Consider the following 15225-nt stretch of genomic DNA (forward strand, 5'->3'; position numbering starts at 1 on the left):
CCTATCGCCTGGACCAGGCCAGCCAACGGGCCGCCAGGCGCCTGCGCAATGAAGTGAACCGTGTCCGTCGGTAGGCGTCGCCCGCCATCTTGATGCCTTGCGCCTGTGTCGGGAAGGGATGGATGACATCGGCCAACGCATGCAATCCCATGCCCGAACGGATAGCGAGGGTCACGGCATTGATCATCTCGCCGGCATGGCTGGCGACGACCGTCGCCCCCAGGATGCGGTCGGATCCCTCCCTGACGTGGATCTTGACGAACCCTTCCTCTTCGCCGTCCATCACGGCGCGGGCGACATCGTGCATCAGGACCGTATAGGTCTTGACCGGAATGCCGTTGCGCCGCGCCTCCAGGGGATAGAGACCGACATGGGCGATCTCCGGATCGGTATAGGTGCACCAGGGGATAACGAGTTCGCTGAGCCTTTCGCGGCCGCGAAACAGGGCATTGCGCACGACGATGCGCGCTGTTGCCTCGGCGGTGTGGGTGAACTTGTATTCGAGGCAGACGTCGCCCGCCGCGTAGACATTTGGGTTGGTGGATCGCAGATAATCGTCGACCTTGATGCCGCTGGCGTCATAGGCCACGCCGGCTTCATCGAGGCCCAGGCCATCGACGTTGGGTGAACGGCCGACGCCAGTGATGATCTCATCGACCGTAATCGTCGTCGTGTCGCCATCCCGCATCAGGTCGGCGGCCTTCTTCTCGCCCTCCATCCGCACCGCCACCACTTCGGTGTTCAGCCGCACCTCGATCCCCTCGCGCGCCAGCGCATCCGAAAGGATCTGCGCGGCGTCGCGCTCCTCGCCGGGCAGGAACATCGGATCGCTCTGCGCCAGGATGACCTTGGCGCCGAGCAGGCAGAAAGCCTGCGCCGTCTCGCAGCCGAGCGGCCCGCCGCCGATGACGAGGAGCCGCGGCGGGCATTGCGTAAGGTCGTACATGGTCTCGTTGTCGAGATAACCGGCCTCGGCAAGCCCCGGAATCGCGGGCCCGCTCGCATGCGCGCCCGTCGCGACCAATGCCTTCTTGAAATGCAGGGTCCTGTCCGCGACCACGACGGTGTCCGGTCCGGCGAAGCGCGCTTCGCCGAAATAGAGGTCGATGCCCTCGGCTGCGACGGAAACGGCCGAATTGGCACGGCTGATCCGCTGCCGTATCTGCCGCATCCGTGTCATCGCCCGTTGAAAGTCGACACGAAGGTGGTCTGGCGGGTCGCCGCCAAAGCTCTCGGCATCGCGCATATCGGCATAGAGCCTGGCCGTGCGGATGATCGACTTCGACGGGATGCCGCCGACATTGACACAGGCACCACCGATCAGCCCGCGTTCGATCAGCGCGACCTTCGCGCCAAGGCTCGCGGCGTCACGCGCGGCGGTCAGCCCTGCCGGCCCGGCGCCGATGACAACGAGATTGTAGGGGCCGTTCGCGGTCGGGTTCTTCCAGTGCGCGGGATGCGCGCGCCTGATCAGTTCGACGTCGTTGTTGTCGACGGGGAAGATGGCGGCTCTCGTCGGTTCACGCGACATCGAGCCCTCCGGATACCGGCCGCGACAGCCATCCGCCGGTGAAACCCGCCTTGCCCAGGCCGCGACGGATATGGGGATTGGAACGCATCAGCTTCCAGATCAGTCCGGAACGGTGGTTTTCGATCATCATCACCGCGATGCCCTGGTCGAGCCCGTAATGGCCTTCCGACACCCAGCCGTTGCGGCCGAATTTGCGCCGGTTGGCCAATGTCGGATTGAAACCGCTCGGCAGCCGGAAATTCTCGAGCACCTCCGGGTAACGATCGACGAGGTGACGCAGCGCCGCCAGGCAAATGTCCGGCGCGAAAGGCAGCGACGCCGGATAGGACCATGGTGCGATTGTCCCGTCATCCGGTCCGAAAGGCGCGCCGCGCGCGGCATAGCCGGAAAACCGGTGGGTCCGCCGCTCCACGCTGGCGCGGAAGCCGCCCGGTCCGTCTCCGGCCGAAAGACCCCACAAATTCTCGCCATAGCCGTCAAAGCCGTAAGGGTTGTGCCGGGCGTAGTCGCGGTGAAGGTATGTCGAGCGGCGGCTGTTTTCGAAATAGTCCGAATTCTTCTCCCGCATGAAAGCGTCGCGGATGCCGGCGAAATCGATCCAGGCATGCGAGAACTGGTGCATGAACAGCGGCCCGCCATAGAGCACGTCGTGGCCGTAGATGTTTTCCCATTGATAGGTCGCCGTCCAGGCCTCGTAGCTGTCGTCCGAGGTCGGGCGGTCCGGAGAAGCCATCGACAGCACATAGAGGATCGTCGCCTCGTTATAGCCTTCCCAGCCATAATGCAGAAAGCCGCTCCTCGGCTTCCAGCCCTGGCGGAGCGTCGGGCTGCTGCCTTGCGCCCATCGCCAGTCGACGCGCCTGTAGAGCGCCTCGGCCAGGAGGCGGATTTCGGCTTCGTCGTCGTTGTCGTCGGAAAAATACGCGCTCGCCACCAGCATGCCGGCGATCAGCAGGGCGGTATCCACCATCGACAGTTCGCAGCGCCAAACGCGCAAGCCGCTCCTCATGTCGAGAAAGTGGTAGTAAAAACCCTTGTGGCCGGTGACGTCGTGACCGCTGCCTTGCGTGCTGGTCTGGAAAAAGCGTAGCGCCGCAAGGGTCAGGCGGGCAGCCGCGTCGCGCGTTATCCAGCCACGTTCGACGCCGATCGGATAGCAGGACAGGGCAAAACCGACGACGGCGATGCTGCACGGCGAACTGGGCCGCGACGTGTCGGCGACCAGCCCATTGTCGGGGTTCACGTTCTCCAGGAAATAGCCGAAGGCGGCGCGTTGACAGCGGTCCAGCAGTTCGTCATCGGCCAGCGCGGCGGGATCTGCTCTAAGCAATCGATAAAAACTCCAGCCTGATGGCAGCAACGCCCTGCGCAGGTACGGTGACATCGAACAGAACGGCATGATCGCTGAAGGCGATCGCTTGCGGTTGTTCCGGCATCGCCGAGGCCGCATGCAAATGCTCTACCATTGCTCGGCTCAGGTAATCGGGACTTCCCATTGTCACCCATAGCGCCTTGGGGTTGGCATTTACCGCATCGACGCGTCGGATGGTTACCATGTCGGGCCGCCGTGCATTCTCAAGTTGAATCTGCACGGTCTCGTTCGCGATCGGATGCCGCGGCAAGGCGAAGTTGGAAATCAGCACGGTCAACGAATTTCCGTCGCGCACACACCAACTGTCGACGGTGGGATGATTGCCTTGAGTCGAGAGGATTTCGGTTCCAAGGCCATGCAGCATTTCGAAGGCACGGTAAGCCGGTTTGGCTACGCCGTGAAGGTTCATCAGGCCGAAACCACCATGAAAGGGCAGGGATGGAAAATAATTCTCTTCGAAAATATCCGAAAAGGTCCAGTAGCTGTAGCCCTGAACCAGCCCTCTCGCCTCCATGACCGTCTTGACGATGAAGGCGGCGGCATAGGGCTCGTCGTGCATGGGATCGCGCGGGTTCGACGATGTGCACCATTCGGTGTAGTAGAGCGGACGGTCGCCTGCCTGCCGTCGCGCGGTGCGCGCCTCCTCGCGCAGGACGCTTCGCATGCTTTTCGAGAGCTGGGCTTCGGTGTCGTCGCCAGGCTGGCCGAAGGCATCGGTCGGATAATGGTGCGTGCTGACGAAGTCCGCGGGAAGACCGTTCTGGCCACAGTATGCGATGAACTCATCGACCCAGGCATTGTCGGCTGTGGCTGGTCCGCCGACCTTCAACTGCGTGTCGACGGATTTGATAGCTCTTGCCGTGTAGGCATACAGCTTGAAATAGTCCTCCTGTTTGCCGCTGCCGAACGCCTCGAGATTGGGTTCATTCCAGACCTCGAAGAACCATTGCCGCACCTCGTCGAGGCCGTAGCGATCAACCCAGTGAGCGACGAGCTTCGAAATCAGCGTCGACCACTGGTCGTAGTCCTTCGGCGCGCTGACATTGGCGCGATAACGGAAGACGATCTTTCCGGACGACGACAGCATCGTCGGCGTGAAACTCAGCTCGACGAAGGGGCGCATGCCGATCGACAGCAGGAAATCGAAGATCTGATCGGCATTGAAGAACGAATAGAGCGGCTTGTCGTCCTGGTCGATGAGCGTGCCCATGTCGTCATCGAGCAGCCCGTGAAAACGGACATGGCGAAAGCCGAGTTCGTCATGCGCCCGGCGCATCTGCGCCTGCCAGTCCGCGCGCAGGGCGAGCGTCGCGTGGCCGCTGCCGACCGTATGTTCCCAGAAGTGGGGGAATTCCTCGCCCTGGACGCAGAGGTCGCAGCGGAAGGTCACACCCGTGGAACTGTCTGAAATGTTTGCCGTTTCTACACCTTCCATCACCGACTATACGTCGGCGATGGCATATCGTTGCCTGCTCACGCGGATTTGTAGTGCATCAGTAGGTGGCGCGGCCGCCCGAGACGTCGAACACAGCGGCCGTGGTGAACGAGCATTCCTCCGAGGCGATCCATGAGATCAGCGCCGCCACTTCCTCGACCTCGCCGAACCGCGCCATCGGTATCTTGCAGAGCATGAAATCGATGTGCTCCTGTTTCATCTGCTTGAAGATCGCGGTGCGAACGGCGGCCGGCGTCACGCAATTGACCGTCACCTTGGTCTTGGCGAGTTCCTTGCCGAGCGACTTGGTCAGGCCGATCACCGCCGCCTTCGAGGTGCTGTAGGCGGAAGCGTTGGGATTGCCTTCCTTGCCGGCGATCGAGGCAATGTTGACGATGCGGCCATAGTTGCGCTCGAGCATGTGTGGCACCAGCGCCTTGTTGCAGTAGAAGACGCCGTTGATGTTGATGTCGATGACCCCACGCCAGTCCTCGACCGAATAGGACCAGGTGGTCATGTTGGGGCCGGTGATGGCCGCACTGGTGACCAGTATGTCGACCGCGCCGAAGGCGTCGATCGTCGATCGTGCGGCGACCTCCACACTTGCCGCATCCGCAACGTCCAACGTCACTCCACGCAGGCCGGGAACAATGGCTTTCGCCTGTTCGATCTGTGCGGGATCGCGATCCCAGACGCAGACGCGCCCGCCTTCGTCGACGATCCTCTGCGCGACCGCCAGTCCGATGCCCGAGGCGCCCCCGGTGATGACCGCCGACCGGCCTGAGAAGCGCCCCGCGAAATTCATTGGCATGTGTTCCCCCTGGTCATGTTGGCTGAAGCCGCCCGCGTGCTGGCCGGTCCTGGGACTGTGAGGTGACCGCCGACCGAGTTCAAGCCGGCATGCGGCCGGATCGTCTGGGCCAATCGGCCGGATTATGGCGCGGTTCCTTCGAGTTGGTCGCGCAGCGCTTCCACCATACCCACCACGGCGAGGCCGATTTAGGCATGCGCATGGACTAAGGAAACCTCAAGGGACGCGCCTCGTTCCTGATGGGCAGTCGGAGCACATGACCGATTGGCCCGTCCACGGCCGAGATCTCTCGGCGATCGCCGCGCTGTAAGACAAGGTGACCGGATTTGCCATTGAGCACGGGGTGCGATAGGTTATATTGCACTGCACAATGGAGGCGCCGTTTCTTGTACGACCTTGTTCGCGGATATGCCGGCTGGTTTGCGGCCTGCCGGTCCTGGGTCGTGTCGACGGGACCGTGAGATGAAAATTCCCAAATCCCTGCTCGTCGATCCCGAGAAGAATTCCGTCTATGGCAGCTTTGCCGTTGCCGTTTCGATCTGGGCGTTCTCCTATTCCGTCATTTTCGGCCAGGTGCTGATCCTGGCCTATTATGCCGTCTGGCTTCCGCTTATCCTGGTCGACTACCGGCGTTTCCTGCGGCAACTGTCCAGCGCCTGGCTGCCGCTGCTCTTCGCGGCCTATGTCTGCTTTTCCATATTCTGGTCGCAGGCGCCCGGCGTCACCGCCAGAACGGCGGTCCAGTACTTGTCCCATATCGCCTGCGCCTATGTCGCCGCACGCACCGTCAGCGTGCGCACCCTGACAATAGGCGCCCTGGTCGGCATATTCTTCGTCCTGCTCTATTCGCTGAAAGTCGGCGCCTATTCCGAGGACGTCCTCGACGGCACCTATAATTTCGTCGGCGCCTTCGCCTCCAAGAACCAGATCGGCTTCGTCGGCTCGCTCGGCATCTATTTCTCGGTCGTGTTCCTTGCTTTCCTTCGGCGTGGCCGGCTGAGTTTCATGCTGACCGTGCCGGTCGTGCTGTTGTCGGCCTATGTGCTGGTCGTCTCGCATTCCGCCACCTCGATGGCCTCGATACCGGCGGTTTTGGCGCTGGTGGCGCTTCTTGCGATGAGCAAGCTTTTATCGCGACGCTACCGCCGGGTGATCTTCTTGGTCGGCGCCGGCATGATCGTCGTGGTAGCCATCGTCGCCCTCAATCTCGGGCTCATGGACTTCGTGCTTGGCATCTTCGGCAAGGATTCGACGCTCACCGGGCGGACCTATCTGTGGGAGCAGGGCTGGAACGCCGCGATGCGATCGCCGATCCTTGGCGTCGGCTATGCCGCCTATTGGGTGCAGGGCTTTGCCGAGGCGGAGCGGCTGTGGAACGAATTCTACATCAGCACCCGCACCGGCTTCCATTTCCACAACACCTATGTCGAAGCCCTTGTCGAACTCGGCTTCACCGGGGCGGTGCTGATATCGCTGATCATGCTGCGCACGCTCCTCGGCCACATCGCGGCGGTGGTCTTCAAGACATGGCAGGCCGAATCGGTGGTTCTGATCGGCGTGATGGTGCTGCTGCTCATCCGCTCCTTCGTCGAGGTCGAGATACTCAACCCCTACATCATGGGTTCATTCCTGATGTATTTCAGCTTCTTCAAGCTGGCGAGGCTGCCGGTCACCCGCACGCGATGGTCACCGGCTTTCGAGCCGGCGGATGCCAAGGCCGGACAGGCAGCCTGGCCTCACCGTCCCGCGGCAGCCGAGTAATGATGAGAGTCCGCTAGTCTAAAGCCATCGCGGGAAAACCGCGTAGCGGTTCCGTTCGGGATTGCGTCAACAGCCATTCTGATTTTCCGGTGCTGAAAATCTATCAGCAAAAACCTCCGCCAAGCAGGCTTGGCTGAGGCTCAAAGTCTTGCGCTGTGGATAGAACGCGGCGAGCCCGCGATCTTCCGCGTTTCTACTGGCTGGCCAGCGGCGCCAGCTTGATCTTGATCACATCGCCAGGCAGTACCGGTGTGTCTTCCTTGGCGGCGATTTCGCTGGTCTTGCCGTCGACATTGCGCACCAGCGAATAGAGCAAGGTAGGTTGCTGGTCGTTGGTGATGGCGGCCGTCGTCGCCGGATCCGTGGCCTGGGCTATCAGGCCTTTTTGCATATTCACCTTCAGCGCGGCCTCGTTCAGGTCGGCTTCGGTCTGCTGGCGATCGGCGGCAAGGCTCGAACTCAAGGTGTTCTGGGCGTCGATGGCGTCCTGCGTCGCCTTGCTGATCGCCTGCTTGGCGGTCAGGATGGCTGTCTCGTAGTCCAGGATCTTGCCCTGCAGGTCGGTGACGGACTGCTGCGAATCCAGAAGCCGGGCATTGGCCACCAGGCCCTTCTGGGCCAGCGGACCGATGCTGGCCAGCTGTTGCTGGGCCAGGTCGACCTGCTTCTGCTGGTTGACGATCTTCTTCTGCAGCGATTCGATTTCGGCCTGCAGCACACCCTTGAGATCGTCGAGCGCCTCGAGCTTGAGCTTCAGCGCCTTCTGGTCGGCGGTAAGGATTGTCATCTCGTCGGCGACGATGGTCGGCAGCCGCGGATCGCCTTCGACCTCCTTGGGTGCCTCAAAACTCGTCTTGCCGGCCATATCGGCGTCGATGCGGGCGCGCTTGACGATCAGCCGAACGCGCTGGTCGTCGGAGATATCGAAATTGCCCTTGGCGGTGACCAGGTCCTTGCCGAGCTGGGGACCGTAGTCGGCGTTGCGCCTGATGCCTCCGGCGACGCTGATCGCTTTCAGCACCGTAAGATCGGGCACAAAGGGAAATTGCCCGGGATTCTGCACCTCGCCCGAAATGTAGAAGGGGCGGAACTGTGCCATTTCGACCGAGGCTTCAGGCTTGTCCGATAAAGCGAGCTTGTGCTGCAGCGCCTCGCCGATCGCCGCGGCGACCTCCGCCGTGGTCTTGCCGGCCGCCGGCAACTCGCCGACGAAAGGCACCGACAGCGTGCCTGCCGGGCCGATCGTATATTGGCCATTGACCGACGACCAGTCGCGGAACGTGCTTTCGACGGTCTGCCATTCGGCGATGCGGATGGTGAGCTTGTCCTGGGAGCCCAGACGGTAATCGTCGGCGGCGGCCATCTGGGGAAAAGCAAGCGACATCGCAAGGCAGGTCGCCACGAGCCGCGAGCGGCCGGAAAACGGGCCGCTGCCAAAGGCTTCGAAAATGTCTATCTTCAACTGAGCGTTCCGATCCGTTTTAGCCCCATCGCCCGATGAGCTTGCCGCCGGATGCCTTGATCCTGCCGGCCGATCAGTAAGAGCCGCGCGACATCCAGACGGCCGGCACTGTTCTGATGATGATGCGAACGTCCTCGAACAGCGACCAGTTCTCGACATAGTGGCGATCGAACGCGACGCGGCTGTCATAGGAAACGTCGTTGCGGCCGCTGACCTGCCACAGGCCGGTCAGGCCGGGCCGGGACTTCAGATAATAGACAGCCGCGCTGCCATAGATTTCCAGTTCGTCCCGGACCACCGGGCGAGGCCCGACAAGGCTCATGTCGCCCTGGAGGATGTTGATGATCTGCGGCAATTCATCGAGGCTCAGCTTGCGCAGCACCGTTCCGACGCGGGTGACGCGTGGATCGTTCTTCAGCTTGCGGGTCGCTATCCATTCCGCATTGGCCTCTGGATTGGTCGCGAGATAGGCCGCCAGCACCTTGTCGCCGTCCGGAACCATGGTGCGGAACTTGAGGCAGGAGAAGAGCCGTCCGCCGCGCCCGATTCGGCGGTGACCGTAGAAAACCGATCCGCCATCGGAGAATTTGACGAGCAGCGCTATCATGATGAACAGCGGGCTGAGCGCGATCAGTCCAGCCAGCGAACCGACGATGTCGAAACTCCGCTTGATGAGGCCGCCGATCGGCGGCGGAAAGTCGGTGTCGGCCTGCGAAAACCCCGCCGTGGCCGACTTGGCAATATCCCTCATACGGAAACTCCATGCGTTGAACGAATGGTTTACCGCACGATACCAAAAAAATGCTGCAGCGCAACACACAATTTCCCACGCCGCTGAAATAGTCGCGTCATGAATTGACTAAATAATAAGCTCGCGCTGCACAAATTTCGAAATGTTTAGCACATTTGTGACAATAAATGGGCAAGCATAAAAAAATTCAGACGTTTTTGGGGCGTTTTGTGGGCGGCGCGTTCGCATTGTCGGGATCCGGAGCATACGAGTCCTTAATGACGATGCTATATTCTGGACTATTCACCTAAAATACCATCTAATATTACGGGTTGTACTCCAGATTTACAATGGCTGCAGGTTGCGTGAAATGCGGCCGGGTGCGTTGCAGCATGGCAGAGTCGAACGCGTAAGCTCAATCAAAAATATGTGCGGTTGCCCTTGCCGCCTTCTGCTCGCCTTAATAGAATTGCAAATTATACCTGTCACGGTGGCGACAGGTTGAAAGGCCGGAAGCAACCGGTCGAGAGCGGGTGGTTTAACAAGCCCGCATCACAAGGGACGGCGCTCGGGTGGGGCTATCGTTGGATATACCCGAGCCGGTTTATGGGCTGTTGGGTATGTCGCTTCCAAAATTCATCGTTGGGATGCTGTTCGCGCTCGCGATCGTCGTCGCCTGGTCCTGGCTGGGTGGAGCTTCGCTTGGCACGACACTGCTGCGTGTCATCATCTGCGCGGTGGTCATCCAGGCCGGTTATTTCGCGGTCGTCTATGCCATGATCGCCAGGAGCGCGCCAACGCCGGCCGACAGGCTGCGCGAAGCCGAGAGAAAGCAGAACTCCACCGAAGTGCCCGAGGGCGAGAAGCTGGGCAGCGTCCGGCGGGGGCTGCATTAGATCCACGGGGACATCATCGTCCTCAGGCCACATCGGCGGGTTCGGTTTCCGACTGTTCTCCCGACAGCATCCGGGACAACCGGCTCCCCGGCTTCGCCTTCAACCGCTGATATTGCCCGACCTCCACCACACGACCATCCTCCATCGCCACCACCCAGTCGGCGAAGGCGATCATCGACGGCCGGTGCGCGATGGTCAGGATCGTCATTGCGCCGCGCAGGCCGTCGATCGACCGGGCGATAAGCGACTGGTTCTGCCAGTCGAGCGCGCTTGTCGCCTCGTCCAGGATGAGCAGTGACGGCTTGCGCAGCAACGCGCGTGCCAGCGCGATGCGCTGGCGCTCGCCACCCGAGAGGCGCACGCCGCGGTCGCCGACCACGGTATTCAGCCTCAGGTCCAGTCGGTCCACGAAGTCGCCGGCGTGAGCGGCGCGCAGTGCCTTCCACAAGTCGTCCTCGCTGGCCTGGGGCGCGGCAAGGCGCAGGTTCGCTGCGATCGTGTCATGCAGCAGGAACACGTCCTGCGGCACATAGGCCACCTGATCGCGCCAGCGGCGGCGATTGCCGGCATCGAGCTCGACGCCGTCGACGAGGATCTTGCCGGTGGTCGGCTCGAGCAGCCCGAGCAGCATGTCGGCGATCGTGCTCTTGCCTGACCCGGACGGGCCGATGAGCGCCGTGACCTTGCCGGCCGGAAGGCCGAAGGTGATGTCGCTCACCACTGCCTTGCCGGCGCCGTCGTCATAGACAAAGGAGACGTCGCGAATGTTCAGCCCCGTATCGAGGGTCAGGTTGCGGGCATCCGTGGATTCGAGGGCGCCAGGCTCCCGTTCGGCGTCGAAACGCGCCTGCAGGTTGCGCATTGCCGTATAGGCGGGCAGGTTGATCAGCACCTGCTGGGCCTGCGTCTGCATGTCCATGAAGCGCGGCGCGATGCGCATGAAGACCAGGAGCAGCACGACGATCTCGGCCAGCGACAGGTGGAAGCGGACCAACGCCACATAGATGAAGACGCTCAAGCCCACGACGCTCGCCACCTGGAACACGGCGGTGCCGATCGAAGAGTTGCGGACATAGGCGATATTGTCGGCCTTCATCTTTTCGAGCGTGACCTGCAGCTGCGCGAAATAGCTGGCCTCGACGTTCAGGCTCTTGGCCACCTTGATGCCGCCGAGAAATTCCGAGACCGTGCGGTACTGGTCCTGGCGATTGGTCGTCAGGATCCGGCCGAAGGCGGTGGCTCGCGAGCGAAATGGCTGCAGCGCTATGAACATGACGATGCCGATGACGACGGCAAACGCCGTCATGACCGGCGAGATGAACATGGAAATCACCAGATAGCCCGCCAGCAGCACGGCGATCTGCACCAGCATCAGCAGGGCAAAAGCCGCCCCCTGGACACGGTCTATGTCGCCGGTCAGGGCATGGTCGAGATCGGAGCCGCGCATGCGCGTGAACACGCCCCAGCGCGCCTTGCCGATGCTCTCGAACAGGTTCATGCGCAAGCGGTTGATGAAATCGAAGAGCAGCCTTGCCATGTACACCGACTTGAAGCGGTTGAAGGCTGCCTGCACGGCAACAAGCCCGACCAGCGCGCAAAGCACCGTCGTCAGCTGCAGCGTTCCGCCAGGCACCAGCCAGCGCACAAACTCGATATTGGGCAGCCTTACCGCGAAATCCTGGTCGGCACGGCCGACCAGGTGCAGCAGCGGCACCAGCAGCAGGATGGAAACGCCTTCCGTCAGGCTGCCGAGGATCAGGAACAGCAGCGCCGTCCAGGTTCGTCGTCCACCGATCCGGGCAATGACCGCGCCGAATGCCGCGACATCGCGAAACAGCGACAGGCTGAAGACCGATGACCTAGGCATCGCCAGCCAATTCCTTTTCGATCAGCGCCACAGCCTCGCCGATCCTGTCGATGCCCGTCGGAACGTCCAGCCGGCACACGCCGACATGGTTAGCGATCGCTGAACAATGGCGAAGATGCATCGCCGCGAAATCGCCGGAGAGCGCCGCGCGGCCAAACCGCGTCACGTAGGAGAATTTGATGATGGCTGGCAAGGCGGCGATTTGAGGCAGGAGGGTGATCCCCGCCCCTTCGCCGCGCTCGAGGATGTAAATCCTGGCCGCCGGCACCTTGTTGCCGGAGAAGGCGCCGTGCAGGCGATGCTGCATCTTCTCGATTGCCGGATGCACTTGCGGTCGCACTTGCGCTTGCCCAAGCGAGATTGCCGCCGCGGCATCGGCGGCAAGCTTGATCTGCGGAAATCCCGGAACGATCATCGGTTCGTCCGGGTTGGTGAGATCGAGCGCCACGACGTCGTCGGTGAGCAGGTCGTGTCCGGCCCGGATCAGCGCGCTTGCCGTCGTCGACTTGCCGGCGCCCTTGTCGCCCATGAAGATGGCGCCCCTGCCGGCCACCGCGATCGCGCTGGCATGCAGCACCAGCAGGCCGCGCTGGTGCAGCAGCAGCGCCAGCACCGGCCCCAGCAACGGGAAGGCAAGCAAGGCGTCGTCGACGCCGGGCGCCGGCTGGACATCGATGCGGCGGGCGTCGCTGATCAGGAATGCGCCGACGGCCTCCCAGGCCAGATACTGCCGGCCGGGCTCGAAACGGAAGACGGTCGCTGCCTCCGCCGAAGGCTCGGGCATATCGATCGGGCCGATGACGATCTCGATGTCGGCCGTTGCCGGGTCCGCCGGCTCCAGTTCGGGCAGCCACACGTCGGACGCGATGAGCAGGCCGTAGGCGCGGTAGTAACTTCGTTCTCCCGCTGTCCTGTCGCGGTTGGGAAGACGGTCGAGATCGCCGGCGAACGGCTCATGGCGAGACATCATGCGGGGCTCCCGCCATGCTGGACCTGCCGCAGCCACAGCGACAGCGACGCCGAGCGCCAGACATACTGGACATCGAGCGGTGCCGCCTGGTCCGGCTGGCGCAGCAGCCGCGCATAGGCGGCGTTTACTTCCGGCAGGTTGACATAGGGTGCGATGCGACCCGCATCGCCGACCAGCAACTGCTCCAGCAGGTCGCGATGGTTGCGCACCATGCCGTTGACCAGATTGGCGGTGAAATCGATCTTGTCGCGCCGCCACTGTACCGCCGCCGGCAGGATGCCTTCCATGGCCCGGCGCAGCACGTAGCGGCCAAACCCATGACGGAGCTTCTCCTCGCCCGGCAGCCCCAGGCAGAATTCCACCAGCGGCTTGTCCCAGAAGGGATACCGCGGCTCGACGCCGAAATTGGCGGCGGCCTTGTCCAAAACTTCGAAAGAGTGCGGAACATAGCCGTTGGACAGGATCCAGCGGTGGCTGAGTGCGTCGCTGGCTTGGACGCCGGGCGGCATGTAGCCAGCCCGATGGAACCGGTCGATGAGCTCGGTTCGCCTGGCAAGGTCCGGATTGATCAGGTCGCGCCAGCTGCGGCCACGCTTCGATCGGGCAGGCCTGCGCATCCTGTTCAGGGCTCGGTTCCCCAGCTGTCTCAGCCTGGCGATCCGCCAGGCCGGCCCGTAGATGGTCAGGAACTGGAAATACAGGCCGAGCGTGCTGTCGCCATAGGTGTTGGAGGCGCTTCGGACCTCGCGCCAAAGGTCCAGCCACCTGCCGCCATTGGCAAGCTCGTGCAGATGGCCATGTCCCTGTGAAACGACCTCGTCGCCGCCATGGCCGTCGAGGAGCACTTTGATGCCCTTGGCGCCAGCCGTCCGATAGATACCGCGGGTCAGCGTCAGGCCCGGCGCCAGGAACGTGCCTTCCTGTTCCTCCAGCACCCGTTCGAATTCAGCGAAGGGTGCATAATTGCCGACTGGGATGAACGTGGGATCGGCCTTCTGCTGATCGAGCACGGCATCGATGAACGGGCGCTCGTCCATCGACGAACCCTTTTCGAACACGAGCGAGAAGGTCGGTAGCCTCGGCTTGCGCTCGGCCGCATTTTGCACTCCCGCCACGCAGGTGATCGAGGATGAATCGAGGCCGCCGCTCAGCATCGCGCCGATCGACGGACTTCCTCGCATGCGGTTGCGGACCGATTGCGCGAACAGATGGGCGAATTCCTCCGCGGCATCAGGCCGCCGTGCTCGCTGCGATGGTTCGATCTGCCAGTACCGGCGCAGCACCAGACGTTGCGCGGCGACGGTGAGGCTGTGACGCGCCGGCAGGGCGAAGATGTCGCTGTAGGGCGTGGACTGCGGGTCATCGGGCAGCCCGGCCAGGAAGCCCGAAATCCGGTGCTCGCTGAGGCGCGCACCGACCCCGTCGAGGCCGAGCATTGGCCCGATCTCGGAGGCAAAGGCAAAGCGGCGTTCCGCTGCGTGGTAATAGAAAGGCTTGACCCCGAAATGGTCTCGCGCGCAAAACAAAAGCTGCCGCTCGGCATCCCAGATGGCAAAGGCGAAGTCGCCTTGCAGATGCACGGGGCACGTTTCACCCCAGCGCAGATAGGCCCGCATCAGCAACGCCGCATCGGCGACTGAGTTGTCCCTGATGCCGAGCCTTGCGAGCAGCTCGTCGCGGTTATCGAGCCGGCAATCGGCGGTGATGGCCAGCTTGCCGCCGGCCATGGTCAGCGGGCCGGGGCCGGTTTCGTCGGTGGTGTTGAGCCAGGCATGGCCAAGCGCGACGCCGCTGTCCTGCCACCACGAGGTTCCGTCGGGACCACGATGGCGCATGCGCGCCAGCATCTGCTGGATGTCGCTCGCCGCTTCAGCCGGCGCGGGGCCTTGTCGCAGCAGGATTCCGGCTACGCCGCTCATCGGCTGCCGTGGTCGATCAGGTGGGCGAAACCATCGACGGATCCGCCAAGCACGATGTGGTCATCGCTGACCAGCCAGGCATGCGCCTTCAATTGCTCGCCCGTGCCGCGCTCGATGCCGATGCGGATGTTCGACGCATTGCCCTGGCGCGCGAGGAGGTATTGGCCCGACAGCGCCTGGGTCAGGCAGGTGGCGCCCGGAACGAACCGTGCTGCGGCCGCAACCCCCCAGGCGACAAGCCGCAACTCGCCCATGCTGGCACACTGGTGCGCGTTGAGCCGCGTCACCATCCCGCGCACGCGGTTGTAGGAGAACAATGTCAGCCCGAGCCGGACGGTCGTGACCACCAGCAGGCAGCGGCACAGGAAAAGCGCTTCCGAGCCGCTCAAGGACAAGATCCTGGCCAGGCCGCGCCTGCCAGGCCGCTGCTTCATCGGCCGGGGATTTCTCTGCGTCACAGCTCTTTGCCGC

12 protein-coding genes are annotated in these 15225 nt (G+C 62.8%); 2 read left to right on the forward strand and 10 right to left on the reverse strand.

Annotated features, from left to right (window positions below; genetic code table 11):
- Window position 1 precedes the first annotated feature (1 nt).
- From FJ936_RS01655 to FJ936_RS01670, 4 genes are read right to left on the reverse strand one after another with little or no spacing between them, the layout of a single operon-like run.
- Window positions 2–1531 carry a mercuric reductase gene (locus FJ936_RS01655; protein WP_141906053.1) on the reverse strand — a complete coding sequence of 510 codons (1530 nt, stop codon included), beginning with the start codon at window positions 1529–1531 and terminating at the stop codon, window positions 2–4.
- A complete protein-coding gene (locus FJ936_RS01660) occupies window positions 1521–2861 on the reverse strand; it encodes a glucoamylase family protein (RefSeq protein WP_141906054.1) in 1341 nt (446 codons plus the stop codon). The genes FJ936_RS01655 and FJ936_RS01660 overlap by 11 nt, the downstream gene beginning before the upstream one ends.
- Window positions 2854–4338: a glycosyl hydrolase gene (locus tag FJ936_RS01665; RefSeq protein ID WP_140723306.1), complete on the reverse strand. Its 1485-nt coding sequence runs from the start codon at window positions 4336–4338 to the stop codon at window positions 2854–2856. The genes FJ936_RS01660 and FJ936_RS01665 overlap by 8 nt, the downstream gene beginning before the upstream one ends.
- Window positions 4339–4396: 58 nt before the next feature.
- Window positions 4397–5149, reverse strand: coding sequence for an SDR family NAD(P)-dependent oxidoreductase (locus FJ936_RS01670; RefSeq protein WP_141906055.1), 753 nt, complete (start codon window positions 5147–5149; stop codon window positions 4397–4399).
- 462 nt (window positions 5150–5611) lie between these two features.
- Between FJ936_RS01670 and FJ936_RS01675 the strand changes: the two genes are divergently transcribed.
- Window positions 5612–6910 carry an O-antigen ligase gene (locus FJ936_RS01675; RefSeq protein WP_140791599.1) on the forward strand — a complete coding sequence of 433 codons (1299 nt, stop codon included), beginning with the start codon at window positions 5612–5614 and terminating at the stop codon, window positions 6908–6910.
- Window positions 6911–7103: 193 nt separating this feature from the next.
- Here the strand turns inward: FJ936_RS01675 and FJ936_RS01680 are convergent, their stop codons facing one another.
- Together FJ936_RS01680 and FJ936_RS01685 are read right to left on the reverse strand one after the other, a co-directional pair.
- Window positions 7104–8360, reverse strand: coding sequence for a polysaccharide biosynthesis/export family protein (locus tag FJ936_RS01680; RefSeq protein ID WP_041163581.1), 1257 nt, complete (start codon window positions 8358–8360; stop codon window positions 7104–7106).
- Between the two features lie 85 nt (window positions 8361–8445).
- Entirely contained in the window at window positions 8446–9123 is a 678-nt protein-coding gene (locus FJ936_RS01685; RefSeq protein ID WP_015314232.1) for a sugar transferase, read from the reverse strand.
- Window positions 9124–9722: 599 nt separating this feature from the next.
- Between FJ936_RS01685 and FJ936_RS01690 the strand changes: the two genes are divergently transcribed.
- Complete coding sequence (locus FJ936_RS01690; RefSeq protein ID WP_015314231.1) at window positions 9723–9998, forward strand: hypothetical protein; 276 nt, start codon at window positions 9723–9725, stop codon at window positions 9996–9998.
- Between the two features lie 22 nt (window positions 9999–10020).
- On the opposite strand, the gene FJ936_RS01695 is transcribed toward FJ936_RS01690, so the two are convergent.
- Genes FJ936_RS01695 through FJ936_RS01710 form a run of 4 tightly spaced genes read right to left on the reverse strand, consistent with a single transcriptional unit; the run spans window position 10021 to window position 15143 of the window.
- Window positions 10021–11865 (reverse strand): ABC transporter ATP-binding protein, encoded by a 1845-nt coding sequence (locus FJ936_RS01695; protein ID WP_140791601.1) that lies wholly within the window; start codon window positions 11863–11865, stop codon window positions 10021–10023.
- Window positions 11858–12835, reverse strand: a complete 978-nt coding sequence (locus FJ936_RS01700) for a serine kinase (protein ID WP_140791603.1) — start codon at window positions 12833–12835, stop codon at window positions 11858–11860. The genes FJ936_RS01695 and FJ936_RS01700 overlap by 8 nt, the downstream gene beginning before the upstream one ends.
- On the reverse strand, window positions 12832–14754 hold the full coding sequence (locus FJ936_RS01705) for a lasso peptide isopeptide bond-forming cyclase (protein WP_140791605.1): 1923 nt from the start codon (window positions 14752–14754) through the stop codon (window positions 12832–12834). Before FJ936_RS01705 ends, FJ936_RS01700 begins: the two co-directional genes overlap by 4 nt.
- Entirely contained in the window at window positions 14751–15143 is a 393-nt protein-coding gene (locus FJ936_RS01710; protein ID WP_224584338.1) for a lasso peptide biosynthesis B2 protein, read from the reverse strand. The genes FJ936_RS01705 and FJ936_RS01710 overlap by 4 nt, the downstream gene beginning before the upstream one ends.
- Window positions 15144–15225 lie beyond the last annotated feature (82 nt).

The organism is Mesorhizobium sp. B2-4-13, from assembly GCF_006658535.1.
GTDB lineage: Bacteria > Pseudomonadota > Alphaproteobacteria > Rhizobiales > Rhizobiaceae > Mesorhizobium > Mesorhizobium australicum.

Excerpts from the sequence above, each read along its gene's own strand:
- FJ936_RS01670 (WP_141906055.1), bottom strand. The coding sequence starts at position 5,149 with ATGCCAATGAATTTCGCGGGGCGCTTCTCAGGCCGGTCGGCGGTCATC.
- FJ936_RS01695 (WP_140791601.1), bottom strand. The coding sequence starts at position 11,865 with ATGCCTAGGTCATCGGTCTTCAGCCTGTCGCTGTTTCGCGATGTCGCG.
- FJ936_RS01685 (WP_015314232.1), bottom strand. The coding sequence starts at position 9,123 with ATGAGGGATATTGCCAAGTCGGCCACGGCGGGGTTTTCGCAGGCCGAC.
- FJ936_RS01665 (WP_140723306.1), bottom strand. The coding sequence starts at position 4,338 with ATGGAAGGTGTAGAAACGGCAAACATTTCAGACAGTTCCACGGGTGTG.
- FJ936_RS01705 (WP_140791605.1), bottom strand. The coding sequence starts at position 14,754 with ATGAGCGGCGTAGCCGGAATCCTGCTGCGACAAGGCCCCGCGCCGGCT.
- FJ936_RS01690 (WP_015314231.1), top strand. The coding sequence starts at position 9,723 with ATGTCGCTTCCAAAATTCATCGTTGGGATGCTGTTCGCGCTCGCGATC.
- FJ936_RS01655 (WP_141906053.1), bottom strand. The coding sequence starts at position 1,531 with ATGTCGCGTGAACCGACGAGAGCCGCCATCTTCCCCGTCGACAACAAC.
- FJ936_RS01675 (WP_140791599.1), top strand. The coding sequence starts at position 5,612 with ATGAAAATTCCCAAATCCCTGCTCGTCGATCCCGAGAAGAATTCCGTC.
- FJ936_RS01700 (WP_140791603.1), bottom strand. The coding sequence starts at position 12,835 with ATGATGTCTCGCCATGAGCCGTTCGCCGGCGATCTCGACCGTCTTCCC.